Source organism: Edwardsiella piscicida, assembly GCF_021733145.1.
GTDB lineage: Bacteria > Pseudomonadota > Gammaproteobacteria > Enterobacterales > Enterobacteriaceae > Edwardsiella > Edwardsiella piscicida.
On the sequence record NZ_CP090968.1, the window covers coordinates 2,224,011 to 2,249,580 of the forward strand.

Below are 25,570 nucleotides of genomic sequence, written 5' to 3' on the forward strand. Positions count from 1 at the left end.
GGTCTTTTCGCCCGCAGCTTAAGTTGCCAATGCAAAAAAAACGAGTACGTTAACGATGAAAAGAATGTTAATCAACGCAACTCAGCAGGAGGAGTTGCGTGTCGCCCTTGTGGATGGTCAGCGACTGTACGATCTGGATATTGAAAGCCCGGGTCACGAACAGAAGAAAGCAAACATTTACAAGGGTAAAATCACCCGTATTGAGCCCAGTCTGGAAGCAGCCTTTGTTGACTACGGCGCCGAACGACACGGTTTCCTGCCCCTTAAAGAGATCGCCCGCGAATATTTCCCCAGCAACTACTCCGCCCACGGCCGTCCCAACATTAAGGACGTGCTGCGCGAAGGGCAGGAGGTCATTGTTCAGGTTGATAAGGAAGAGCGCGGCAACAAAGGGGCTGCGCTGACCACCTTTATCAGCCTGGCGGGCAGCTATCTGGTGCTGATGCCCAACAACCCGCGCGCCGGCGGTATCTCCCGCCGTATCGAGGGCGATGACCGCACCGAGCTGAAGGAAGCGCTCTCCTCTCTGCAGATCCCCGACGGCATGGGACTGATCGTCCGCACCGCCGGCGTCGGCAAATCCGCCGAAGCCCTGCAGTGGGATCTCTCCTTCCGCCTGAAGCACTGGGACGCCATCAAGAAAGCCGCCGAAGGCCGCTCTGCGCCGTTCCTGATCCATCAGGAAAGCAACGTCATCGTCCGCGCCTTCCGCGACTATCTGCGCCCGGACATCGGCGAAATCCTGATCGATAACCCGAAGATCCTCGACCTGGCCAAGCAGCATATCGCTGCCCTGGGCCGTCCGGACTTCAGCAGCAAAATCAAGCTGTACACCGGGGAAATCCCGCTGTTCAGCCACTATCAGATCGAGTCACAGATCGAGTCCGCCTTCCAGCGTGAAGTCCGCCTGCCCTCCGGCGGCTCTATCGTTATCGACAGCACCGAGGCGCTGACCGCCATCGATATCAACTCCGCCCGCGCTACCCGCGGCGGCGATATCGAAGAGACGGCGTTCAACACCAACCTGGAAGCCGCCGATGAAATCGCCCGCCAGCTGCGTCTGCGCGACCTGGGTGGTCTGATCGTGATCGACTTTATCGATATGACCCCGGTACGCCACCAGCGCGAGGTCGAAAACCGCCTGCGTGACGCCGTGCGTCAGGATCGCGCCCGTATTCAGATCGGTCGGATCTCCCGCTTTGGCCTGCTGGAGATGTCCCGCCAGCGCCTCAGCCCCTCTCTGGGCGAATCCAGCCACCACGTCTGCCCGCGCTGTAATGGCACCGGTACCGTGCGTGACAACGAATCGCTGGCGCTGTCCATCCTGCGTCTGATCGAAGAGGAAGCGCTGAAGGAGAACACCCGTGAAGTGCACGCCATCGTGCCGGTACCGGTCGCCTCTTATCTGCTGAACGAGAAGCGTGACGCCGTAAGCGCCATTGAAAAACGCCAGCCGGACGTGCGCGTCATCGTGGTGCCTAACGAGCAAATGCAGACCCCGCACTACGCCGTTATGCGGGTTCGTAAAGGCGAAGAGACCCATACCCTGAGCTACAAGCTGCCGCAGCTGCACGAAGCGGAAGCCTGCGGTGAGGAAGAAGTACCGGCAGAGCGCAAGCGTCCGGAGCAACCGGCGCTGGCCGCCTTTAGCCTGGATGTAGCCGCACCGCCGATCGACGCCGCGCAGGATAAGCCTGTCGCTGTCGACGTCGCGCCGACCGAACGCCCGCAGCCGGTCGCCGACGCCCGTCCGGGTCTGTTTGGTCGCCTGGTGGCCTCCCTGAAAGGGATCTTCGCCGGCGACGACGCCCCGGCGCCGGTGCAGGAAGAGAAACCTGCCGCCAGCGCAGAGCGTCCGCGTGACGAGAGCCGTTCCTCGCAGGAGCGCCGCGGTCGTCGCCAGAATCCGCGTCGTGAACGCGGTGAACGCGGCGATCGTCCGGAGCGCGGTGAACGCCCGGAGCGCGGTGAGCGTCCGGAGCGCGGTGAACGTCCAGAGCGCGGTGAACGTCCAGAGCGTGCGAACCGCGACGGCCGTGAAAACCGCGACGAACAGCGCCGTGGCCGCCGTCAGGCTCAGCCGACGCCGGTGACAGAGAACGGCGTAGAAGAGAATGCCCAGCAGCGCGAAGAGCAGCAGCAGCGCCGCGAGCAGCGCAACGAGCGTCAGCGCCGTCGTCAGGAAGAGAAGCGCCAGGCCCAGCAAGAGGTCAAGGCACTGGACTCCGCCGCACAGCCTGAGGAAGAGATCGCAGAGGAGAGCGTACCGGCCCAGCGCCGTCAACGCCGCCAGCTGAGCCAGAAAATCCGCATCGGCGAGAGCGCGTCAGCCGTTGTCAGCGCCGACGCAGATGCCGCCGTGGCACCGGTCGCCGACGCGACCGCCGCTCCGGCTCTGCCGGTGGTTAGCGCTCAGCCTCAGGAGAGCGCCGCCGTCGCCGCGGAAGAGGATAACGCGCCGCGCCATGAGAATGGCATGCCGCGTCGCTCACGTCGCTCACCGCGTCACCTGCGCGTCAGCGGGCAGCGCCGTCGCCGCTATCGCGACGAGCGTTATCCGCAGCAGTCACCGATGCCGCTGACGCTGGCGGTCTACTCTCCGGAGATGGCCTCTGGCAAGGTGTGGATCAGCTATCCTATCGCCACCCCTGCGGCCGTCGAGAGCGTCGAGCGCGAAGCGCCGCGCGCCACGGAGGAGAGCGCCACCGCGGTAGCGGTAGAGACCCTCGCCGCCGCACCGGTGGAAGCCGCACGTCCGAGCGTCACCGCCGAGACCGTCGTCAACGACGCCGTGGCCACCGAGCCGGTGGTGCAGGCGATCATCGCCCCGGCCGCAGCCGTTGAGGAGCCGACCCGCGACGCGATCGCGCAGCAGCCGGCGCCGGTAGTCGCAGAGGAGAGCGCCGCGCACGCCGTCTGTGCCGCCGCCGCACCGACGCTGGAAGAGGCGCTGCCTGCATTGGCCCAGGCCGAAGCACAGGCTGCCGAAGCCGAAGCCGAAGCCGAAGCCGAAGCCGAAGCCGAAGCCGAAGCCAGCGTAGTCGACGCCCAGGTACAGCCGTCGGCAATGGCCCCGAGCGATACGCACGAACACGGTCGCGCTAGCGCGCCGATGACTACGGCCCCGGCGCCGGCCTACGTTGCACCGGTCACGGTAGTCAGCACCTGGGTTCGCCCGGAATATGACTTCCACGGCCGCGGTGCCGCCGGTGCAGACGCCGCGACCAATCAGGCCGCGGCGCCAGCCACGAAACCGGTCATGCCGCAGGAGTAAGAGGCGGCTAGCCCAAAAAACCCGCCGAAAGGCGGGTTTTTTTATATCGGCGCTAGGCTATCTGGCGCAGTCGCGTGATCTCAACGCTGGCGCACCGCCCTTCTATCGCCTGCAGAAAGGCGGCAAAGTGGGCGCTTTTTTCATGCTGCGTCAGCGCCTGCGGCGATTGCCAGATCTCAAAGAACACCAGCGTTGCGGCCTGCCCCTCTTCCTGATGGAGGTCATAACGCACGTTTCCCGCCTCGGCGCGGCTGGGCTCAACCAACTGCAGCGCGGCGTGGCGTACCGCCTCTTGCTGCCCCGCGGATGCGACCAGCGTCGCGACAATGCGAACTTCACTCATAACACACTCCTCTTGAGACCGGGGCGCCTCGCCCTGCGGTACGGCGCAAGCGTATCGAACCGCGGCGGACGCCGCCTGGAATACATCCGTCGTGGTACGCGACGAATGCCTACCCGATCACCTTACCCGTTTTTGCCGTCCGCGACATGAGCCCTCGGCCCCTAATCGCCCCACCGCCTTGCTCAAGCGCACAAATTGATGACGCGATACAACAATCGGATGCATCCAAGCCCGTTTCCCGTTATCCTTACCGCCCGGCACAGAAATGTTCACTGCGCCCTGGCGCCCTGCCCCTACAGCGACCAGAAGCCTGCGCAGTCCATCAGACATATCCACCAGCCGGAGTCCGTAATGACCGTAATGCAGCACACCCTGAAGATCCGCCGCCCTGACGATTGGCACCTCCATCTGCGCGATGATGAGATGCTGCACAGCGTGTTACCCTATACCAGCCGCCACTTTTCCCGGGCCGTGGTGATGCCCAACCTGGTTCCGCCGGTCACCTCCGTGGAGCAGTGCATCGCCTATCGCCAGCGCATTCTCGACGCCGTGCCGCAGGGACACGCGTTTACCCCGCTGATGACCTGCTATCTGACCGACGCCCTCTCGGTAGACACGCTGATGCACGGCCAGCGGGAAGGCGTATTCACCGCCGCCAAGCTGTATCCGGCCAACGCCACCACGAACTCGGCCTGCGGCGTGACCTCCATTCCCGGACTGTACCCGCTGTTTGAGGCGATGCAGAAGAGCGGTATGCCGCTGCTGATCCACGGCGAAGTCACCCAGGCGGATATCGACATATTCGATCGCGAAGCGCGCTTTATCGAGCAGGTGATGCTACCGCTGCGCCGCGACTTCCCCGAACTGCGTATCGTCTTTGAGCACATCACCACCCGCGAAGCGGCCCAGTTTGTCGCCGAGGGCGATCGCTATCTGGCGGCGACCATTACCCCTCAGCACCTGATGTTCAACCGCAACCACATGCTGGTCGGCGGGATTCGTCCGCACCTGTACTGCCTGCCGATCCTCAAGCGCAGCGTACACCAACAGGCGCTACGCAAGGCGGCCACCAGCGGAAAAACCTGCTTCTTCCTCGGCACCGACTCCGCGCCGCACCTGCGCGGGCGCAAAGAGTCGGCCTGCGGCTGCGCCGGGGTCTTCAACGCGCCGACGGCGCTACAGGCCTACGCAACGGTCTTTGACGAGGAGCAGGCGCTGCAGCACCTGGAGGCCTTCTGTTCGCTGAACGGACCGGCTTTTTATGGACTCCCGGCCAATGAGGCGTATATTGAGCTGGTACAAGAGCCTGCGTCTGTCGTCGACAGTATCGCCAGCGGTGATGAAACCCTGATCCCCTTCTTGGCAGGGGAAACGCTGCGATGGTCGGTACGCGCGTAGGCTCAGGACGCTATTTACTCCGGCCTGTCCCTTAGGACAGGCCTTTTTGTTGGTACCCGTGAGGGAGAATATGACCGCAACACCGCTACTGGCGCTTAATCACATCGACTTCAGCGCTAATGGACGCCCCATTCTGCACGACGTATCGCTGACGCTACAGCCCGGCGAATTCAAAGTAATCACGGGCCCCTCGGGCTGCGGCAAGAGCACGCTGCTCAAGATTGCGGCCTCACTGCTGGAGCCGCAGCGCGGCGAGATCCTGCTGCAGGGAACCCCCCTGAGCGCCTATCCTCCGGAGGCGTATCGCAAACAGGTCTCCTATAGCTTCCAAACGCCGGTGCTGTTCGGCGATACGGTGCGCGACAACCTGCTGTTTCCCTACCAGATTCGCGGCGACGCGCCGGATATGGATCGCATCCGTCGTGGCCTGATGCAGTTCGGCCTGCCGCTGCATACGCTGGATCAGCGCATCGAAGATCTCTCCGGCGGCGAGCGTCAGCGCGTGGCGCTGCTGCGTAACATTCAATATATGCCGCAGGTGTTGCTGCTGGACGAAATCACCAGCGCGCTGGATGAGCACAATCGAACCATCGTGCATGAGGTCATCACGCACCTCAATCAGCAGCAGGGGATCGCCATTATCTGGGTCACGCACAGCAGCGACGAGATTACCCAGTGCGACAATGTGATAACCCTACCGCGCCTGGCCGATAGCGACGACGCAGAGGAAGACGGGACTCAGTCAAACGGGGAGCTACGCCATGAATAGCCATAACATTACCGATCAGTCTCTGGTCATGGCCCTGGCGCTGGTCGCCATTGCGCTGGTCATCAGCGGGCGGGAAAAGCTGGGGCTCGGCAAAGACATTCTGTGGAGCGTCAGTCGCGCCATCGTCCAGCTGATCCTGGTAGGCTACGCTTTAAAGTATATCTTTCATCTGGACAGCGCCCTGCTGACCCTATTGATGGTGCTGTTTATCTGCGTCAACGCGGCCTGGAACGCGAAGAAGCGCAGTAAGAACCTCAGCAATGCCTTTGCCATGTCGCTGATCGCCATCGTCACCGGCACCGCGCTGACCCTGGCGATCCTGATCGTCAGCGGCTCCATCGAATTCACCCCGATGCAGGTGATCCCCATCGCCGGAATGATCGCCGGTAACGCCATGGTGGCCGTCGGCCTGTGCTATAACAACCTGCGTCAGCGCTTTCACGACGAACGCCAGCGGGTGCAGGAGATGCTCAGCCTGGGCGCGACCCCGAAGCAGGCGTCGGCGAGGATCATCCGCGCCAGCATCAAGGCGGCGATGATCCCCACCGTCGACTCCGCCAAAACCGTCGGACTGGTCAGCCTGCCGGGCATGATGTCGGGCCTGATCTTCGCCGGTATCGATCCGGTCAAGGCCATCCGCTATCAGATTATGGTGACCTTTATGCTGATCTCCACCGCCAGCCTCTCCACCATCATCGCGGGCTACCTCGCCTACGCCAAGTTCTACACGGCCCGCGATCAGCTGCGTTAAGCCCATACAAAAATCCCCACGCCATGGCGTGGGGATCAACGCGATAACCTGACCGGTAGCGCGACCGGGATTCGTCGCTTATTTCATGCAGCCACTGCAGCGGCTGCTCAAAATCTGCTGGAAGAAGTCATTTCCCTTGTCATCCACCAGGATGAAGGCCGGGAAGTCTTCTACCTCAATCTTCCAGATAGCCTCCATCCCCAGCTCAGGATAGGCCACGCAGGTCAGGCTCTTGATGCTCTGCTGGGCCAGTACCGCCGCCGGGCCACCGATGCTGCCCAGATAGAAGCCACCGTGTTTATGGCAGGCGTCGGTGACCTGCTGGCTGCGGTTCCCTTTGGCCAGCATGATCATGCTGCCGCCGTTGGCCTGCAGCAGGTCGACATAGGAGTCCATACGGCCTGCCGTGGTTGGCCCCAGTGAGCCAGAGGCATGGCCCGCCGGCGTCTTGGCCGGGCCTGCGTAGTAGATCGGGTGATCCTTCACATACTGCGGCAGCGGCTTGCCTTCGTCCAGCAGCGCCTTCAGCTTGGCGTGGGCGATATCACGCCCGACGATGATGGTACCGGAGAGCGACAGACGGGTAGAGACCGGATACTGGGAGAGCTGCGCCAGGATCGCCTTCATCGGACGGTTGAGATCCACCTTGATGGCCTCCCCCTCGCCGGCTTGGCGCAGATGCTCAGGAATATATTTACCTGGGTTATGCTCCAGCTTCTCGATCCAGATCCCCTCGCGGTTAATCTTGGCCTTGATATTACGATCCGCCGAGCAGGAAACCCCCATGCCAACCGGACAGGAGGCGCCGTGGCGCGGCAGGCGGATCACCCGCACGTCGTGGGCAAAGTATTTGCCGCCGAACTGTGCACCCAGCCCCAGCGCTTGCGCCGCCAGCAGCAGCTCCTGCTCCAGCGCCACATCGCGGAACGCCTGGCCGTGCTCATTGCCCTCGGTCGGCAGCGCATCATAGTACTTGGTCGACGCCAGCTTCACCGTCTTCAGCGTAGACTCCGCCGACGTACCGCCGATAACGAAGGCCACGTGGTACGGCGGACAGGCCGCGGTACCCAGGGTACGCATCTTCTCGATCAGGAAAGCCTTCAGCTTCTCCGGCGTCAGCAGCGCCTTGGTCTCCTGATACAGGTAGGTTTTATTGGCTGAACCGCCGCCTTTGGCGACGCACAGGAATTTGTACTCCTCGCCCTCGGTGGCGTACAGGTCGATCTGCGCCGGCAGGTTGGTTCCGGTATTGACCTCGTTATACATATCCAGCGCGGCATTCTGGGAGTAGCGCAGGTTATCTTCGATATAGGTGTTATAAACCCCGCGCGACAGCGCCTCGGCATCGCCGCCGCCGGTCCACACGCGCTGGCCTTTTTTACCCACGATAATCGCCGTCCCGGTGTCCTGACAGGTCGGCAGTACCCCCTTGGCGGCGATCTCGGAGTTACGCAGGAACTGCAGCGCGACGTATTTATCGTTTTCGCTGGCCTGCGGATCGTCAAGAATCGCGGCGACCTGGCGCTGATGAGCCGGGCGCAGCATAAACGAGGCGTCGTGGAACGCCTGCTGGGCCAACAGCGTCAGCGCCTGCGGCTCGACCTTCAGCATATCCTGGCCTTCAAAGCTGACCACGGAGACATGCTCCTTGCTCAGCAGATAATAGTCGGTGTCATCGCCTTGCAGCGGAAACGGATCTTGATAATGGAAGGGTTTATTTGACATTTTTCTCTCGCTTACAACGTCAGCTTCTATAAATTTACCGAGCCGCGCAGCACCATCGGCGTGATGCTCGATAAGAAAAACCGCGCGGCCTGTTAACTTTACCGCCCGATGTTAACATGTTATTTACAATAAGCGTTGTGCGACCGCGCTCAGTATCGGCATGAAACGGGACTCAACCTAATCATCAGGTGAATCCATCCTGCCAAATAACCCAAGCGAGGTAACAGGATCAAAATCAAACTATGGGGGATTAATTGTCGTATGTTTGGGGAAAGGAGAGGTTAATCACCTTGATTTAAAAAGAAAATGAACAAAATGGCTAAAATCGACGTATCCAGGCCCACGCATATTGCCCAGCCCGCCTTACCTCAGGCATCCCTCATCCGCCTGCGCATATTCACAAATCGTATCTGCCATAGCCTGCGCAGCGCAGGAGAACGGGTGATGCATGAGGCTTACTAAGCCGAAGCGGTTTTCAATCACCGGCTCGATCAACGGCAGGCACACTGCGCCCAACTGCCGCATTTGCCGGGCGCACCACGCCGGTACCGCGCTGACGCCCAGCCCGTTTGCGACCATATTGCCTACCGTTATCAATTGGTGACTTTCAAACGCCACCGGCAATTGTTTACCGTTCTGCGCCAGACGCTGCTCCAGCAGCAGGCGCATGGACGAAGGGCGCTGTAGCGTAATAAAGTCCAGCGAGAGCAACTGCCGCCAACCAATATCCTGCTGCCGGGCAAAAGGACACCCCGGCGGAACAATGGCAATAAACCGATTCATGCCCAGCGGGGTAAAATGCAATCGCGCACCAGGCTCCGGTTCAAAGGCGATGCCCATTTCTACCCGCCCTTCAGCAATCATTTCATACACGGCTTCATTAATGACATCATGCACCACCACGTTGACCCCGGCATAGCGGCGGCGAAAACGTTGCAAAATAAACGGTAATGGGTTCGCGGCAAACGAGGGCATCGCGGCAATGGCGACTTTACCGACCTGTAATGTAAAACGCTGTCTTATCGTTTCAGTCGTATTATCCCAGTCCACCAGCAGCTGACGCACTAGCGGGAAAAACGCCTCGCCTTCAGGCGTTAGCCTCACTTGACGCGTCGTTCGCACAAACAGCGCCCCCCCCAAAGCGTCCTCCAGGCTACGGATAGCCAGACTCAACGCCGGCTGAGAAAGGTTCAATCTCACGCTAGCCTGCGCAAAGTTTAAAGTGTGAGCAACAGCTAAAAATGCACGCAATTGCTTAATACTCATTGCCATCGGTTATCTCCCCAACCATTTATTAATCAGGGACTAATTCATAATTAATAAAAATAATAAACTAATACATTGAAAAAACAAACTTAACAAAATGCTCGACCTTGTCAATTATTTCACCACAAAAATGGCTAATGACATTCGCCGCTATCGATACCAATTTTGACAATGAATATAACTTGGCAATTTATGTTTTTTATTTCCCGATAACGATAAATAGCAGCAAGCCGAATTAATTATAATTAACTAAGGAATAGTAAATGAGCATTATAGTTGCCATCGCATCCCTAAGTTTACTTATGCTAGCCGCTTACCGGGGTTACAGCGTCATTCTTTTTGCCCCCTTAGCCGCACTCGGCGCCGTACTGTTTACCGACCCCAGTGCTGTCGGCCCAGCGTTCAGCGGACTATTCATGGATAAAATGGTCAGTTTTATCCAGCTCTATTTTCCGGTATTCCTGCTGGGCGCCCTTTTTGGCAAACTGATTGAGCTCGCTGGTTTCTCGCGCGCCATTGTGGTGACCGTTATTCGTATACTCGGGCAGCGGCATGCCATGCCGGTGATTGTCATCGTCTGCGCTCTGCTCACCTATGGCGGCGTGTCTCTGTTTGTTGTCGCCTTCGCCGTCTATCCCTTTGCCGCAGAGATGTTCCGGCAAAGCAATATTCCCAAGCACTTAATCCCGGCCACGATCGCCCTGGGAGCATTTTCATTCACCATGGATACCTTGCCCGGAACACCGCAGATCCAAAATATTATCCCGGCCGCCTTCTTTAACACCAATGCCTGGGCGGCCCCCTTGCTGAGCCTTACCGGCGCACTTTTTATGCTCGCGCTCGGCCTAGCCTACCTTGAGCGCCAGCGGCGTAAAGCCCACCAGGCCCATGAAGGTTACGGCACCGATTTAGTAAATGAGCCCGAAACCCCCGACACGCTTAACTTACCTCATCCTGTTATCGCGCTCGCGCCACTGCTTCTAGTGGGTATCTGTAACCTACTGTTCACGCATTATATTCCGCAATGGTATGGCACATTACACTCATTCGCCCTGCCCGGCATGACAAGCCCGATCGTGATTTCCATAGAGAAGGTCACCGCGATCTGGGCGGTAGAGGCGGCGCTGCTGGTCGGCATTCTGGTGGTCGCACTCTTCGGCTTTCACAATATCGGTGGGCGTCTGGCTGAGGGCAGTAAAAATGCCGTCTCCGGCACCATCCTCGCCGCCATGAATACCGCGTCAGAATATGGTTTTGGCGCCGTTATCGCCGCGCTCCCCGGCTTTCTGTTACTCGCCAAAGGGCTGGAGGCCATCCCCGATCCCTTAGTCAACGAGGCGATCAGCATCACGCTGTTGGCCGGGATTACCGGCTCTGCCTCCGGCGGGATGAGTATTGCGCTGGCGGCGATGTCCGACACTTTTATTGCGGCGGCCAACGCAAACGGCATCCCTATGGAAGTCCTGCACCGCATCGCCGCCATGGCCAGCGGCGGTATGGATACGCTGCCGCACAATGGTGCCGTCATTACATTACTGGCCATTACCGGCTTAAGCCATCGCCAATCCTATGGCGGCATCTTTGCCATCACCCTGATTAAAACCCTTGCGGTCTTTTTTGTCATCGCCGTGTTCTATCTGACCGGCATTGTTTAACGCGTGCCGCTGTGCGGCGCAATGAATGATACGGAGTTCATATGATAAACCTACAAGGCAAAGTCGCATTGATAACCGGCTCAACCAGTGGAATCGGGTTGGGTATTGCGAAAACGCTGGCGCAGCAGGGCGCGCAGGTCATTCTGAATGGCTTTGGCGACGTTGCGCACGCCACCGGGCAAATAGCCGCGTGCGGCCTCCCCCCGGGCTACCACTCGGCTGACCTGAGCCATCCCGACCATATCGCCGCCATGATGGATTACGCCACTACACAGTTCGGCGGCGTGGACATTCTGGTCAATAACGCGGGAATACAGCATGTCGCCAGCGTAGAGCATTTCCCGGAGGAGCAATGGGATGCAATCCTCGCAGTCAACCTCTCTTCTGTATTTCATACCAGCCGTCTGGCCTTGCCTGCCCTACGGGAGAAGGGCTGGGGCCGCATAATCAATATCGCCTCCGTGCACGGCTTGGTCGCCTCCACGCAAAAGGCGGCATACGTGGCGGCCAAGCATGGCGTGGTGGGGCTGACGAAGGTGATTGCGCTGGAAACCGCGCGCAGCCCGGTCACCTGTAATGCCATCTGCCCCGGTTGGGTACTCACGCCCCTGGTGCAACAGCAGATAGCGGCGCGGGCTGCCGACGGTGATACCCAGCAGGCTCGGGATGCGCTACTGGCAGAGAAGCAGCCGTCGCTGGATTTTGTGACGCCGCAGCAATTAGGCGCGCTGGCGCTATTTTTATGCAGCCCGGCGGCCGATCAGGTGCGCGGTGCGGCGTGGAATGTGGACGGGGGCTGGCTGGCTCAATAGCGGCCTGCCGTAGCCACCGGATAGGCAGCCGATATACGGGCGTATGCCGCCTTAGCCGATACGGCGAGAGCGCAAACAGTAAGTCGCCCCAGATGGCCCCTTCTACATCGATTTAATGGCGCCGCCTGGGCGAGCCCATCTCCCTGAGATGGTCAGTCAGTAACAAGGAATCGTCATGCAGAATAAACAAATCACAGTAGCGCAGACTTATGCACATTTTGCTGATGGAATAACCCTCATGATCGGCGGTTTTATGGGCTGTGGTACCCCGCCGCGATTAATTCAGGCATTGCTCGACTCTGGCGCTAAAGAGTTAACGATCATCGCTAACGACACGGCGTTTATCAATAGCGGAATCGGTATTCTCATCCACCACGGCCGGGTGAAAAAAGTGATTGCCTCGCATATTGGGACTAACCCGGAGACCGGCCGTCTAATGATCGCCGGAGAGCTGGAGGTCCAACTGGTTCCCCAGGGGACCCTCATAGAGCAAATCCGCTGCGGCGGGGCCGGGTTAGGCGGCGTGCTTACGCCAACCGGCGTCGGCACGTTGGTTGAAGAAGGGAAACAAAAAATAACGCTGGGGGGAAAACCTTATTTACTGGAGCGCCCACTGAGGGCCGATCTGGCCCTCATCCAAGCCTACCAGGCCGATACGCTGGGCAACTTATGTTACCAACTGAGCGCGCGCAACTTTAATCCACTGATCGCCTTAGCTGCCGATATCACCCTTGCAGAACCCGACCATATAGTAACCGCTGGAGAATTAGATCCCGACCTTATCGTCACGCCCGGTGCCGTGATTGATTATATCCTGTCGCCAGAGGAGAAATAGAGATGAATGCAAAACAGCGCATTGCCTATCGCATCGCACAGGAGTTTAACGATGGCGATATTGTTAATCTGGGGATAGGCATTCCCATCCTCGTCGCCGACTATTTACCTCCGGGCGTAGATATTATTTTGCAATCCGAGAACGGCTTTCTTGGCCTTGGCCCACTGAACCAGGTTCAACGTAACCTGGTCAATGCCGGAGGACAACCCTGCGGCATGATACCCGGTGCCGCCATGTTTGACAGTGCGTTATCTTTTGCCCTCATCCGCGGGGGCCATTTGGACGTCTGTGTCTTGGGCGGGCTACAGGTCGATCAACTGGCCAATCTGGCCAATTGGGTTATTCCGGGGGAAATGGTGCCCGGCATGGGCGGCGCAATGGATCTGGTGACCGGCGCACGCAAAGTCATTATCGGAATGGAACACTGCACCAAAACGGGGGCGGCCAAAATTCTCCCCCGCTGTACCCTGCCGCTGACCGCGGTCAATGCCGTGCATATGCTGGTCACTGAACTGGCCGTGTTTCATTTTGAACACCGGCAAATGGTGCTCACTGAGCTGGCGCCGGGCATCGATCTCAACACTCTGCAGCGGAAAACAACGGCGCACTTCACGGTATCCCCTCGCCTCTCAACCATGCCCCAACCACAGGATGCCTGCGAATGAAAAACATTGTGATTGGCAGCGCCGTTCGCAGCGCTATTGGCAGCTTCGGCGGTGCGTTTGCTCACCTCGGCGCCGTCGCGCTGGGGGCCACCGTCATTGCAGAGGCGCTCAAGCGAGCCGCGCTGGAGCAGACGATGATCGACGAAGTCATTATGGGAAACGTGCTACAGGCCGGCCTCGGACAAAACCCGGCGCGGCAAGCGGCGTTAAAAAGCGGCCTGCCGGATAGCGTCACGGCGTATACGGTCAATAAAGTGTGCGGCTCCGGCCTGAAAAGTATTGCGCTGGCCGCACAGGCAATCCAGGCGGGCGATGCCTCGGTCATTGTCGCCGGGGGGATGGAAAACATGAGCCAGGCGCCCTATTTGCTGGCGCACACTGCGCGCTGGGGGTACCGGATGGGCCATAATTCACTGCTGGACGTCATCTTGCAAGATGGCCTGACCTGTGCCATTGAAGGCTACGCCATGGGGATCACGGCTGAGAATATCGCCAAACAGTATGGCATAGGCCGTGAAGCCCAAGACGCACTGGCTCTACACTCCCAGCAAAAAGCCAGCCAAGCCATTGCGCGCGGCGCATTTGCGGACGAAATCGTGTCGATCCCAGTCACCTCGCGTCGGGTCACACGGCAGATAGCGCAAGATGAGTTCCCCCGCGCCGATACCACGCAGGAAACGCTGGCCAAGCTCTCACCGGCCTTTGATAAACTCGGGACCGTCACGGCGGGCAATGCCTCGGGCATTAATGATGGCGCCGCCGCGCTGGTCATTATGGAGGAGCAGCGCGCCAGGGCGCTGGGCGTTCGCCCTTTAGCACGGATACGCAGCTATGCCAGCGGCGGCGTCGCACCGGCCCTGATGGGGATGGGGCCGGTACCAGCCTGCTGGCGTGCGCTGAAAAAAGCCGGACTGACGCTTACCGACATTGACCTGATTGAAGCAAACGAAGCCTTTGCCGCCCAGTTCCTGGCCGTGAGCAATCAAATGGCGTGGGATGGGGATAAAGTCAACGTTAACGGCGGCGCGATTGCCCTTGGCCACCCAATAGGCGCCAGCGGCGCTCGCATTATGGTCACGCTGTTACATGCGCTACGCGCCCGCGATAAATCGCTGGGGCTGGCTACGCTCTGTATCGGCGGCGGTCAGGGAATGGCCATGATTGTGGAAAGGCTCAGCTGAGCCTCGGTAAGCCTCCCCGTCATAGAGCCAGAATCGGCCCCGTGACGGAGACGATGTACAGCCCTGCACGGGCCGTTACGGGACTCGTCAAGACGGTTACTCGCCGCGCTCCGCCAGCAGCCAGCGGTACAGCAGGCCGCCCAGTACGCCGCCGACCAGCGGCATCACCCAGAAGAACCACAGCTGCTGCAGCGCCCAGGTGCCCTGGAACAGCGCCACCGCGGTGCTGCGCGCCGGGTTAACGGAGGTATTGGTCACCGGAATGCTGACCAGATGGATTAAGGTCAGCGCCAGACCGATCGCCAGCGGGGCAAATCCGGCCGGGGCTCGCTTATCCGTGCTGCCCTGGATCACCAGCAGGAAAAAGGCGCTAAGAATAATTTCGACCACCATCCCCGCCTGCATCGAGAAGCCGTCCGGCGAATGGGCACCGTATCCGTTGCTGGCGAACCCGCTGGCCGTGGCATCGAACCCGGCCTTACCGCTGGCGATAACATACAGCGCGGCGGCGGCGGCGATCCCACCGATCACCTGACTCAGCATGTAGGGCAGTACCGTGCGGCCAGAGAAACGACCGCCGGCCCACAGCCCCAGCGTTACCGCCGGGTTAAAGTGACCGCCGGAGATAGGGCCGACGGCGTAAGCCATGGTCAGCACGCTCAGGCCAAAGGCCAGGGCGACCCCCAGAAAGCCGATGCCCAGCTGGGGAAATGCCGCCGCCAGCACGGCGCTGCCGCAGCCGCCGAAGACCAGCCAGAAAGTACCCAAAAACTCTGCCGCCAATTTATTAAACATCAACCACCTCAACATAAATAATGAATTGTTCGCGCCATCGGGATACCCAGCGCACCGCGCGATGTGCTGGGCAGCATGCGGGTTACCACAAAAAAAAGAATGAGGCGCCTTGCCCGGAACAATGCAGGCAAAAACAAGTAAAACCGCTTGAAATAAACGCACCATCCAACGCTCATCACATGACGTAAGATGTCATCACTGCGTTTAATTGCGGGATATTATTCTGTATAAGTCGGGATAGGCACAAGAAAAAATATATGGGATTTTTCTAGCAAGGCGAAATGACTGCCTTAATAAAAATAGAATTAAGACATGTCCGATTACTTATTAGAAATAAAATATTTATTTAGGTATATGTGGAGGGGAAATATCAACCCGGCGGCAAAAGTCAGAAAACAGCGCCTGATGCTCACACACTTTATCTGCGCTGTACAGCACCGCATAGGCAAACAGCGCCCCGCCCAACAGGCTAGCCAGTAACATCCATCGTTTGATTTTCATTCGGTCCATTCCGTGTCACCTATCACTGATGGCATCAGTGTATGCTCACCAGGCTAAACTATGGCTCTACGGCTACCGATTACGCACCCGACGCACGCGGGAAAAGAGACAAAATGCCAACAGATGAAACGCCCCCGACACAGAAAAGACACGCGCTACATGGAGGTGCCGAACGCGTTTCTCTGTTAACACTCACACCTCAAGCCTAGCCAGCCTTAGGTAAAGATGCAAGCCACCGACGGCGACAACCCGCTGTTAATTAAGAGGGATCATCAATACGGCGCCGCTATGCGAACGGCGCTTTCTGCGCGGGAAAGGTAGGGAGTCGCCCTTGGAAAGCAGGCTGAAGAGGTGCGGGATGGCGCCTCACGCGACGCTGAGACGCGCGCAATACCGCCCACGGCGCAGAGAGGGGTCAGCCCTGCCGATAAGGCAGAGTGATACCCCACGTCGGTGAATAAGGCGCAGTCCCTTGCCGATAGGGCAGAGTGACACCCCGTACAGCGGCGGTCGGTCTAGATTTCAAACTCGGGTGCCATTATCTCCTCCAGATATTGGGCCAGGAACTGACGAGTACGCGGATGACGGGGCCGGCTGAACAGGATCTCGGCCGGGCCCTGCTCGACGATACGACCGCCGTCCATAAAGATCACCCGCTGCGCCACGTCGCGGGCAAAGCGCATTTCATGAGTGACGATCACCATGGTACGCTGCTCCTGCGCCAGGCCGCGCAGGGTGGCGAGCACCTCGCCCACCAGCTCCGGATCCAGCGCCGAGGTAGGCTCATCAAACAGCAGAACCTGCGGCTGCATGGCCAGCGCCCGGGCGATGGCCACCCGCTGCTGCTGACCGCCGGAGAGCCGTTTGGGATAGGCATCGGCCTTATCGGCCAGTCCGACCCGCGCCAGCAGCGCCCTCCCCTGACGTTCGGCCTCGGCGGGCGCAACCCCATTAACCACCCGCGGCCCTTCGGTCACGTTCTCCAGCGCCGTCAGGTGTGGAAACAGATTGAAGTTCTGAAAGACAAAGCCGACCTGGCGGCGTAGACGACGGATCTGCGCCTTCTGACGCGCCAGCGAGCGGTTGGCGTCCACGCGAATATCGCCGACACGCAGGCTCCCCGCGTCCGGCGTCTCCAGCAGGTTAATGCAGCGCAGCAGGGTACTCTTGCCCGAGCCGCTCGGCCCGATGATCGCGACCACCTCGCCCGGCTGAACGCACAGATCGACGCCGTGCAGTACCCGCTGATGGTGAAAGGACTTCACCAGCTGTGTCAGTTCGATGGCGCTCACGCTCTTCTCTCCCCCTCCGCGCCGCACGCCGACGCTCCGAGCCGTCACTGTAGCAAGGCGTGACGGCATGGAAAGGAATAAAAAGTAATATGCTAATAATTGCGGGAAATAACCGCCGACAGGCGTCAGGCCGCCTGCGCGAACTGAAGATACTGCTGATACTTGCGCAGCGCGATACGATAATTGTTTTGGCTGCACTGGGGCAGCGCCGCCAGCCAGCGATCGGACAGATCGCTCAGCGCCGTCGAGGGCGGCACATGGTGCGTCAGCAGCTCGTCCAAACGCCGCAGACGCACCACATACTCACGAATGCTGCTGTGCCGCATGTCGGTCTGCTCGCACAGATACTGTTTAAACCCCATGATGTCAAAACGACTGCACTGCGCATGGCAGTAGACATCGCTACAGAAGCGGCACAGCGCCAGCAGCCCCTGCTGCAGGGCCGCCCAGCCGGCGTCGTCGATCAGCCGCTCCATCTGCGCCTGGCGCGCACGATTCAGCAGAGTGCCGTCCAGCACCAGCGAGATGCGATCCAGCGGACGACCGCAGTGTGAGCAGTAGCACTGCGCATGTTTAAAGTCTTTCAGATAGCGGCTCAGCGGCCTGCGCCCGGCGGGGGATGAGGGAAAAGAGGTCAATGGCATCTCTGCACTCCATAGCTATGGCAGAAAGGCGACTTACCGCTGGCTGAGCAGACGGGTACGCAGGCGTTTTATCGCCTGGCTGTGCAGCTGACTGACGCGCGATTCGCCGACCTCGAGCACCGCGCCGATCTCCTTGAGGTTGAGCTCCTCCTGGTAGTACAGCGTCAGCACCAGCTTTTCACGCTCCGGCAACGCCTCGATGGCGGCGATCACCCGACCGCGCAGATCGCTCTCCAGCAGCTGACGCAGCGGGTTGGCCTCTTCGCTCTGCTCCAGAACCGGCTCAGCGCTATCGCCGTGATCCTCACGCCATTCGTCGTAGGAAAACAGCTGGCTGGTGTTGGTGTCCAGCAGGATTTGCTGGTACTCCTCCAGCGGGATCCCCATCTCCTGGGCTATCTCGCTGTCGCCCGGCGTTCGGCCCAGACGCTGCTCGGCGCGCTGCATGGCGGCAGATACCCCGCGAGCATTCCGCCGTACGCTGCGCGGCACCCAGTCTCGGCTGCGCAGTTCGTCCAGCATCGCGCCGCGGATACGCTGAATGGCATAGGTGGTAAACGCGGTCCCCTGCATGGCGTCATAGCGCTCGACCGCATGCAGTAGCCCGATGCCGCCCGCCTGCAGCAAATCATCCAGCTCTACGCTGGCCGGAAGGCGAACCTGCAGGCGCAGCGCCTCATGACGAACCAGTGGCGCATAGCGCTGCCATAACGTATTTTTGTCAATCACGCCTTCGGCGGTATACAAATCAGTCACGTCGACAGAACTCGGGTTGATGAATGCCCGCTTATTATCCCGTGTCTATGCCAATCCAATGCCGCGATAAGTCGGTAAAAAAGTGGCCTTTTAGCCGCTTTGTTCTGCGTAACGCGCAGGCATTGCGCGCAGTAAAGGTAAAAAAAACCCCGCCGCAGCGGGGTTTGGCCTGACTCTGGATGCGATTAACGCAGCAGGGACAGGACGTTCTGGGTAGACTGGTTAGCCTGAGCCAGTACGGAGGTACCGGCCTGCTGCAGGATCTGCGCACGGCTCATGTTGGACACTTCGGTCGCGTAGTCAGCGTCCTGAATACGTGAACGGGAAGCGGACAGGTTGTTCACGGTACTGTTCAGGTTGTTGATTACGGAATCGAAACGGTTCTGTACCGCACCCAGGCCGCTGCGCAGGTCATCAACCTGAGACAGGGCTTTATCCAGGGTTGCCAGCGGATCGGCAGTCTTGGCCGTGGTAGACAGGGCAGAGCCTTTAGTCACGGTGCCGTCTTCGGCAACGCTAGCCTTAAAGTATTTAGCGTCAGCGCCAGTGCCTTCTTTGATGACATAGGCAGAAGCGCCCTTTTCGGTACCGGTGTAAGCATAGACGTTAGCCGCGTCAGCCCCTTTCGGTGCAACTTTAGAGGTCACCTGGCTAACCGCGTTAGTCGTACCTGACGGCGTAGCTGATGCTGTATCGAATGCAGTAACCTTGCCATCATCGCCAATGGTGGCTTTAGCATACTTAGTTGTACCAGCATCATCATAAGCGCCGTATACGTCGCCCTTATCATCCTTAACATAACCAGTAATTGCCTTACCACCGGCATCTTTACCGTTCGTGTCAATATTCACCATCGGGCCATTGACTTTAGTCGCAGCGGCAGCGGCAACCTTAGTCGTGTCAACGCTGTCAGCCACGTTAAACTTATCCAGGCCCAGGCTCTGTGCGTTGATGTTTTTCAGATCGATATCGATGGTTTCACCGTCGTTGGCGCCAACCTGGATGGTCAGCTTCTGATCTTTGCTCAGCACCTTCACGCCGTTGAAGTCGGTCTGCTGGGAGATACGGTCGATCTCGGACAGACGCTGGGTGATTTCGTCCTGGATGGACTGCAGGTCGCTGGAGGAGTTAGAGCCGTTCTGTGCCTGTACGGTCAGACGACGGATGTTCTGCAGGTTGTCGTTGACTTCGTTCAGCGCGCCTTCGGTGGTCTGCGCCAGGGAGATACCGTCGTTGGCGTTGCGAGAGGCCTGGGTCAGGCCGTTGATATTGGCGGTGAAGCGGTTGGAGATCGCCTGACCGGCGGCGTCATCCTTGGCGCTGTTGATACGCAGACCGGAAGACAGACGCTCGATGGCGGTGCCCAGGGCAGACTGGGATTTGTTCAGGTTGTTCTGTGCCATCAGCGACAGGCTGTTGGTGTTGATTACTTGTGCCATGATAAATTTCCTTACTACATGATTGGTTATACAAATCTATTTATCGACCCCCTTCGGCAAAGCTTTAGCAGAGTTTTTATTTTTTTGTATAATTTGCCGGCAGTTAATCCTAATCGGCGACAATATGGCCACCGAGCTCAATCGCGCCCCTGCTTGCCCACCCTCCCCCCGCAGGGGTGATGCGCCAGTCCGCGTTTACGGACATAAAAAAACCCGCCGATGGGCGGGTTTTTACGCGCGGCAACGCGGGCCACGCACGCGGTAATGCGCGATTAACGCAGCAGAGACAGGACGTTCTGGGTAGACTGGTTAGCCTGGGCCAGTACAGAGGTACCGGCCTGCTGCAGGATCTGCGCACGGCTCATGTTGGACACTTCGGTCGCGTAGTCAGCGTCCTGAATACGTGAACGGGAGGCGGACAGGTTGTTCACGGTGCTGTTCAGGTTGTTGATAACGGAATCGAAACGGTTCTGTACCGCACCCAGGCCGCTGCGCAGGTCATCAACCTGAGACAGGGCTTTATCCAGGGTTGCCAGCGGATCGGCGGTCTTAACGGTGGTAGACAGGGCAGAGCCTTTGGTCACGGTGCCATCATCGGCAACGCTAGCCTTAAAGTATTTAGCGTCAGCACCGGTACCTTCCTGAATAACATAGGCGGAAGCGCCTTTTTCAATACCGCTATATGCACGAAGATTAGCTGCATCCGGACCGGTCGGGGCAACTTCTTTCTTGATAGAGGTTACGGCTGTAGTACCGCCACCGGTATATTCGGTAGTATCAACGCCAGTAACTTTACCTGTAGTGTTATCGATAGTAGTTACTTTAAACAGCTTACCATCGGTGTTTTTCGCATACAGGTCAGCACCCTTCTGCTCGTAACCAGTAATGTCTTTAGAGTCAGCTTTTAATGTCGCATCATTGTTAATAGCAACATCGATATTGGTTTTCACTTTAGCCGGAGCGGCAGCGGCAACCTTAGTCGTGTCAACGCTGTCAGCCACGTTAAACTTATCCAGGCCCAGGCTCTGTGCGTTGATGTTTTTCAGATCGATATCGATGGTTTCACCGTCGTTGGCGCCAACCTGGATGGTCAGCTTCTGATCTTTGCTCAGCACCTTCACGCCGTTGAAGTCGGTCTGCTGGGAGATACGGTCGATCTCGGACAGACGCTGGGTGATTTCGTCCTGGATGGACTGCAGGTCGCTGGAGGAGTTAGAGCCGTTCTGTGCCTGTACGGTCAGACGACGGATGTTCTGCAGGTTGTCGTTGACTTCGTTCAGCGCGCCTTCGGTGGTCTGCGCCAGGGAGATACCGTCGTTGGCGTTGCGAGAGGCCTGGGTCAGGCCGTTGATATTGGCGGTGAAGCGGTTGGAGATCGCCTGACCGGCGGCGTCATCCTTGGCGCTGTTGATGCGCAGACCGGAAGACAGACGCTCGATGGCGGTGCCCAGCGCTGACTGGGATTTGTTCAGGTTGTTCTGTGCCATCAGCGACAGGCTGTTGGTATTAATTACTTGTGCCATAGTGTGCTTTCCTTCGAATGTTGCGCCACTGCGCATCACGGTTAATCGTTCGGGCCTGATTGCCCTACGGCGTCATCAGCCACCGTCCCCTCAGGTATCGGCGCTCCCCTTGGCAACCTTTAGTAAATTTTTTAATTTTTTTTACCCTCGCGCCAATCGGTGAAAAAGCCCCCATTTTCCTGCTTCTATTGACCCATCGTTTTTTATTATTTTTCTGTAAACTTTTGCCCAACAGAGCCGATAACGCGTATAGCGCACTCGTCATTAAGAAAGGAAATATTCATGGCAACCATTTCATCACTGGGGATCGGCTCTGGGCTCGACCTCAACTCCCTGCTGACCAAGCTGACCGGGGTCGAGAAGCAACGTTTGACTCCCTACACCACCCAACAGAGCAGCTACAAGGCCAAGCTGACCGCCTATGGCACCCTGAAAGGGGCGCTGGAAAAGTTTGATGATGTGAGTAAGGATCTGGCCAAAACCGATGCCTTTACCATCACCAAGGCCAGCAGCCACGATCAGTTTAGCGTCACCACCAGCGCCAGCGCGGTACCGGGTAACTATGCCATCAATGTGACCCAGCTGGCTCAGGCGCAGAGCCTGACGGCCAAAACCCACGCCACCAGCCAGACCGACCAGCTGGGCAGCGCGGGCGCCAGCGGACGTGAGCTGACCATTACCGTCGGTGAACCGCCCAAAGAGACCAAGATCTCCCTCAGCGACGAGCAGACCTCGCTGACCGGACTGCGCGACGCCATCAACAAATCCAACGCCGGCGTCAAGGCCAGCGTGATCCAGATCTCCGACAAGGAGTACACCCTGTCGGTGACCGCCGCCGATACCGGCGCGAAGAGCAATATAAAGATGAACGTCAGCGGCGACAGCAAGCTGGCGGGGATGCTGAACTACGATGGTCATAAAGACAGCGCCGCCAACGGCATGGCGCAGACCGTAGAAGGGAGAGATGCCAAAATGACACTCAACGGCATCGATATCACCCGCAGCAGCAATAAGATCACCGATGCGCCGCAGGGCGTGACCCTGGAGCTGAAAGCGGTCACCAAAGATACCCAAAACCTGGTGATCAGCAGCGATAGCGAAGGCGTCAGCAAAAAGATCCACGACTGGGTCGACAGCTACAACTCGCTGATCGATACCTTTGCCTCCCTGACCAAATTTACCCCGGTCAAGAAGGGAGAAGCCGAAAACTTCACCAATGGCCCGCTGCTCGGCGACAATACCCTGCGCGCCATTCAGTCCGGCGTCAAAGGGGTCATGAGCTCGGCGCAGGACAACCCCAACCTCAAAGGACTGGGCAACCTGGGCATCAGCACCGACCCGCAGACCGGCAAGCTGAACATCGACGACAGCAAGCTGAAGAAAGCCATTGATGAGTACCCGGGGCAGGTGCAGAACTTCTTTGTCGGCAACGGCAAGGACACCGGCATGGCCAACATGGTGCACAGCGAAATCCAGAGCTATATCAAAAACGACGGCGTCATCGACTCCACCACCAAGAGCATCAATAACAGCCTGCAGCACCTGAGCGACCGCATCGATAGCGTCAACCAGAGCATCGATGAAACCATCAACCGCTACAAGGCGCAGTTTGTCCAGCTCGACAAGATGATGGCCAAGTTAAACGGCACCAGCTCTTACCTGACCCAACAGTTTAACGCCATGAGTAATAGTAAGTAAGGGTAACCGCCACTATGTATAACGCAATGGGCACGCAGGCCTATGCCAAAGTCGGACTGGAGAGCGGCGCGATGAGTGCCAGTCCGCATCAACTGATTGTCATGCTGTTTGACGGGGCGCATAGCGCCCTGGTTCGCGCGGCGCTGCATATCGATGCGGGACAAATCCCGCTGAAGGGGCAGGCTCTCAGCAAGGCCATCAACATTATCGACAACGGCCTCAAGGCCGGACTGGATCTGGACAAAGGCGGCGAGGTAGCGCAAAACCTTAGTGCGCTGTATGACTATATGGTGCAACGCCTGCTGCAGGCTAACCTGCATAACGACGCCGACGCCGTACGTCACGTCACGGAATTACTCGACAATATTGCAGATGCCTGGCGCCAGATAGGTCCACATTCTGCAACCACCCAGCAGGGGTAACAATATGTATGGACTACCGCCGCTACTCCAGGCCTACCACCAGGTTCTGGCCATAAGCGAGCGCATGCGCGATTTGGCACAGCGCGACGAGTGGGAGGCGCTGGTGGCGCTGGAAATGGAGTACCTGACGGCGGTGTCAAGCACAGCCAAACTGATGTCCCAGGCCAATCCTACGCCAACGCAGCAGGAGGATCTGCGCCAGGTGCTTAAGCAGATCCTGCTCAACGAAACCCACGTCAAACAGCGGCTCCAAGCACGAATGGATGAGCTACGCCAGCTGATCGGCAACGGCAGCCGTCAGCAGGCGTTAAGCCATGCCTATGGGCAGTTCACCGGCGAGATCCTGCTGCCCGGCGAGCACCTATAATCATACGCCGAACATCACTGCCTCTGGCTGACCCTCTTTATCTTTGCCCGCTGGCGTCCCACATTGTCATGGTATTCGACCACGACAATAGGTGGTGCGCCGGGCGTCACTCCCCTTTCCGCACCTTTTCTACCGGCCATAAAAAAACCCGCGCCCAAAAGCGCGGGGAGTGAAAGCAAAAATAAAGCAGACTGTTAAAAACAATGTGAGCGAGTGGCCGTGAGCAATCGGGATCAGCCATCGCTATATATATAACTATACAACGTTTAGCCGCAGATCACCAGCGTCAGCGCATACAGAGCATCTGATTACTTTTGCGTCGTCGCCTGCGCCCGCACCGGCTGATAAACACACAGGTAGGCCACCCGCGTTAGCCCCGTCGCGCTCGGTTTCAGCGTGCCGACCTCATCGGCACGATCAAAGCCGTGGCTGCGGCAGTAGGCCAATGCATCGGCCTGCATCGCGGCCCGATCGACCACCTCAGGATCGAAACGGTATACCAGCGAATGCGATACCGGATCCTCTTCACTGCGGACAAAATGCCCCGGCGCGCTGCTGCAGGCGCTCAATACGAACAGCGGCGCGAATAGGCCGAGCCAACGCATAATACTCTCCTTAAGGGATATCTCGGATCGCGCGGCGGCGTAGCGCCCCGCGCTCGGATGACGGAATAGTGCGACAGCGGCGCCGCGCGCGCCAGTCACCGCGTATAACGGCGCACTGCACCGTCTTACCGACATCAGTGTAACGCAGGGATTATCGAAAAGTGAACCACCGCCGTGACGCCAAGCGTACCGCGCCCGCGCTCGTGGCGGCGCGCCTGGCAAGCCCAAGGCACGGCAACGCCACGGTATTGGCGGCCTATTTCCACGAGCGACCTAGAGATAAAGAGCAAACGTGGGGGGAGCGCGCCAAGCATCAGCCCATCCGGACGGCTAAAATAAAACTTGTACTTACTGACCCACTATGCGTTAATAGCCACACGGTTTGCAGAACAGACCTTAATAAAGCAGTTTTAGTAAAGTAGCCTCAGTTCCAGTGTTATCTTCTGATTTCCCTTTATCGTGAGTCTCCTCCTTCAATGCCTTAGTAAGTTATTCTGTCAGAGCAGGCCTCTTTCGTCACGCTGAGTGACTCACAAAATTGAGAAGGTAATATTATGTCTAATAAAATGACTGGTTCTGTAAAATGGTTCAACGCCGATAAAGGCTTCGGCTTTATCTCCCCGGCTGATGGCAGCAAGGACGTTTTCGTTCATTTCTCTGCCATTCAAAGCAACGAATTCCGCACTCTGGATGAAGGCCAACAGGTTGAGTTCTCTGTAGAGAATGGTCCTAAAGGTCCTTCAGCTGTAAACGTAGTTGCTATCAACTAAGTTTTATAGGCTCGCTCTCCTGCGACAACGAAGATGGCTAAAGCCGGAGTAGACAGAATAGAGAGCCTATATGAGAAAACCGGA

General features: G+C 58.5%; 24 protein-coding genes. 13 read left to right on the forward strand and 11 right to left on the reverse strand.

Features of this window, described 5'->3' with window-relative positions:
* The first annotated feature begins 55 nt into the window (after window positions 1–55).
* The gene (gene rne, locus L1P05_RS10105) at window positions 56–3,274 is read left to right on the forward strand and encodes a ribonuclease E (RefSeq protein WP_015683400.1); all 3,219 of its coding nucleotides are present in this window, start codon (window positions 56–58) and stop codon (window positions 3,272–3,274) included.
* Window positions 3,275–3,326: 52 nt separating this feature from the next.
* Here the strand turns inward: rne and L1P05_RS10110 are convergent, their stop codons facing one another.
* Complete coding sequence (locus tag L1P05_RS10110) at window positions 3,327–3,617, reverse strand: putative quinol monooxygenase (RefSeq protein ID WP_012848943.1); 291 nt, start codon at window positions 3,615–3,617, stop codon at window positions 3,327–3,329.
* 351 nt (window positions 3,618–3,968) lie between these two features.
* On the opposite strand from L1P05_RS10110, the gene pyrC reads away from it, so the two are divergent.
* The 3 genes from pyrC (at window position 3,969) to fetB (ending at window position 6,535) form a co-directional block, all read left to right on the forward strand.
* Complete coding sequence (pyrC, locus tag L1P05_RS10115) at window positions 3,969–5,015, forward strand: dihydroorotase (RefSeq protein WP_012848944.1); 1,047 nt, start codon at window positions 3,969–3,971, stop codon at window positions 5,013–5,015.
* A 70-nt stretch (window positions 5,016–5,085) separates the two neighbouring features.
* Complete coding sequence (fetA, locus tag L1P05_RS10120) at window positions 5,086–5,784, forward strand: iron efflux ABC transporter ATP-binding subunit FetA (protein ID WP_012848945.1); 699 nt, start codon at window positions 5,086–5,088, stop codon at window positions 5,782–5,784.
* Complete coding sequence (gene fetB, locus L1P05_RS10125; RefSeq protein WP_012848946.1) at window positions 5,777–6,535, forward strand: iron efflux ABC transporter permease subunit FetB; 759 nt, start codon at window positions 5,777–5,779, stop codon at window positions 6,533–6,535. The genes fetA and fetB overlap by 8 nt, the downstream gene beginning before the upstream one ends.
* 78 nt (window positions 6,536–6,613) lie before the next feature.
* Here the strand turns inward: fetB and fumA are convergent, their stop codons facing one another.
* Together fumA and L1P05_RS10135 are read right to left on the reverse strand one after the other, a co-directional pair.
* Window positions 6,614–8,260, reverse strand: a complete 1,647-nt coding sequence (fumA, locus tag L1P05_RS10130; RefSeq protein ID WP_012848947.1) for a class I fumarate hydratase FumA — start codon at window positions 8,258–8,260, stop codon at window positions 6,614–6,616.
* Window positions 8,261–8,623: 363 nt separating this feature from the next.
* Window positions 8,624–9,532 carry a LysR family transcriptional regulator gene (locus L1P05_RS10135; protein ID WP_012848948.1) on the reverse strand — a complete coding sequence of 303 codons (909 nt, stop codon included), beginning with the start codon at window positions 9,530–9,532 and terminating at the stop codon, window positions 8,624–8,626.
* A gap of 257 nt (window positions 9,533–9,789) precedes the next feature.
* Between L1P05_RS10135 and L1P05_RS10140 the strand changes: the two genes are divergently transcribed.
* The 5 genes from L1P05_RS10140 to L1P05_RS10160 all read left to right on the forward strand — a co-directional run bounded on the left by L1P05_RS10140 (window position 9,790) and on the right by L1P05_RS10160 (window position 14,674).
* Entirely contained in the window at window positions 9,790–11,181 is a 1,392-nt protein-coding gene (locus L1P05_RS10140; RefSeq protein ID WP_041692525.1) for a GntP family permease, read from the forward strand.
* Window positions 11,182–11,225: 44 nt separating this feature from the next.
* Window positions 11,226–11,993 (forward strand): 3-hydroxybutyrate dehydrogenase, encoded by a 768-nt coding sequence (locus L1P05_RS10145; protein ID WP_034168060.1) that lies wholly within the window; start codon window positions 11,226–11,228, stop codon window positions 11,991–11,993.
* Window positions 11,994–12,168: 175 nt separating this feature from the next.
* Window positions 12,169–12,828, forward strand: coding sequence for an acetate CoA-transferase subunit alpha (gene atoD / locus L1P05_RS10150; protein ID WP_012848952.1), 660 nt, complete (start codon window positions 12,169–12,171; stop codon window positions 12,826–12,828).
* 2 nt (window positions 12,829–12,830) lie between these two features.
* Window positions 12,831–13,493, forward strand: a complete 663-nt coding sequence (locus L1P05_RS10155) for a 3-oxoacid CoA-transferase subunit B (protein WP_012848953.1) — start codon at window positions 12,831–12,833, stop codon at window positions 13,491–13,493.
* A complete protein-coding gene (locus L1P05_RS10160; RefSeq protein WP_012848954.1) occupies window positions 13,490–14,674 on the forward strand; it encodes an acetyl-CoA C-acetyltransferase in 1,185 nt (394 codons plus the stop codon). The genes L1P05_RS10155 and L1P05_RS10160 overlap by 4 nt, the downstream gene beginning before the upstream one ends.
* 96 nt (window positions 14,675–14,770) lie before the next feature.
* Here the strand turns inward: L1P05_RS10160 and aqpZ are convergent, their stop codons facing one another.
* The 7 genes from aqpZ to L1P05_RS10195 form a co-directional block, all read right to left on the reverse strand.
* A complete protein-coding gene (aqpZ, locus tag L1P05_RS10165; protein WP_012848955.1) occupies window positions 14,771–15,469 on the reverse strand; it encodes an aquaporin Z in 699 nt (232 codons plus the stop codon).
* A 342-nt stretch (window positions 15,470–15,811) separates the two neighbouring features.
* Window positions 15,812–15,970, reverse strand: a complete 159-nt coding sequence (locus tag L1P05_RS10170) for a hypothetical protein (RefSeq protein ID WP_012848956.1) — start codon at window positions 15,968–15,970, stop codon at window positions 15,812–15,814.
* 515 nt (window positions 15,971–16,485) lie between these two features.
* Complete coding sequence (gene tcyN, locus L1P05_RS10175) at window positions 16,486–17,262, reverse strand: L-cystine ABC transporter ATP-binding protein TcyN (RefSeq protein ID WP_012848957.1); 777 nt, start codon at window positions 17,260–17,262, stop codon at window positions 16,486–16,488.
* Between the two features lie 125 nt (window positions 17,263–17,387).
* The gene (gene fliZ / locus L1P05_RS10180) at window positions 17,388–17,906 is read right to left on the reverse strand and encodes a flagella biosynthesis regulatory protein FliZ (RefSeq protein ID WP_012848958.1); all 519 of its coding nucleotides are present in this window, start codon (window positions 17,904–17,906) and stop codon (window positions 17,388–17,390) included.
* Between the two features lie 33 nt (window positions 17,907–17,939).
* The gene (locus tag L1P05_RS10185; protein WP_012848959.1) at window positions 17,940–18,662 is read right to left on the reverse strand and encodes an RNA polymerase sigma factor FliA; all 723 of its coding nucleotides are present in this window, start codon (window positions 18,660–18,662) and stop codon (window positions 17,940–17,942) included.
* A 185-nt stretch (window positions 18,663–18,847) separates the two neighbouring features.
* The gene (locus L1P05_RS10190; protein ID WP_012848961.1) at window positions 18,848–20,101 is read right to left on the reverse strand and encodes a flagellin FliC; all 1,254 of its coding nucleotides are present in this window, start codon (window positions 20,099–20,101) and stop codon (window positions 18,848–18,850) included.
* Between the two features lie 272 nt (window positions 20,102–20,373).
* Window positions 20,374–21,624, reverse strand: a complete 1,251-nt coding sequence (locus L1P05_RS10195) for a flagellin FliC (protein ID WP_012848963.1) — start codon at window positions 21,622–21,624, stop codon at window positions 20,374–20,376.
* Between the two features lie 282 nt (window positions 21,625–21,906).
* On the opposite strand from L1P05_RS10195, the gene fliD reads away from it, so the two are divergent.
* The 3 genes from fliD to fliT are packed head-to-tail and all read left to right on the forward strand — an operon-like array spanning window position 21,907 to window position 24,111.
* Complete coding sequence (gene fliD, locus L1P05_RS10200) at window positions 21,907–23,322, forward strand: flagellar filament capping protein FliD (protein WP_012848965.1); 1,416 nt, start codon at window positions 21,907–21,909, stop codon at window positions 23,320–23,322.
* 14 nt (window positions 23,323–23,336) lie between these two features.
* Window positions 23,337–23,744, forward strand: a complete 408-nt coding sequence (gene fliS, locus L1P05_RS10205) for a flagellar export chaperone FliS (protein WP_012848966.1) — start codon at window positions 23,337–23,339, stop codon at window positions 23,742–23,744.
* Window positions 23,745–23,748: 4 nt separating this feature from the next.
* Window positions 23,749–24,111: a flagellar protein FliT gene (fliT, locus tag L1P05_RS10210; protein WP_034168048.1), complete on the forward strand. Its 363-nt coding sequence runs from the start codon at window positions 23,749–23,751 to the stop codon at window positions 24,109–24,111.
* Window positions 24,112–24,419: 308 nt separating this feature from the next.
* Here the strand turns inward: fliT and L1P05_RS10215 are convergent, their stop codons facing one another.
* Complete coding sequence (locus L1P05_RS10215) at window positions 24,420–24,716, reverse strand: hypothetical protein (RefSeq protein ID WP_012848968.1); 297 nt, start codon at window positions 24,714–24,716, stop codon at window positions 24,420–24,422.
* A 554-nt stretch (window positions 24,717–25,270) separates the two neighbouring features.
* Here L1P05_RS10215 and cspE point away from each other — a divergent pair.
* Window positions 25,271–25,486, forward strand: a complete 216-nt coding sequence (gene cspE, locus L1P05_RS10220) for a transcription antiterminator/RNA stability regulator CspE (RefSeq protein ID WP_012848969.1) — start codon at window positions 25,271–25,273, stop codon at window positions 25,484–25,486.
* The last annotated feature ends 84 nt before the right edge of the window (window positions 25,487–25,570 follow it).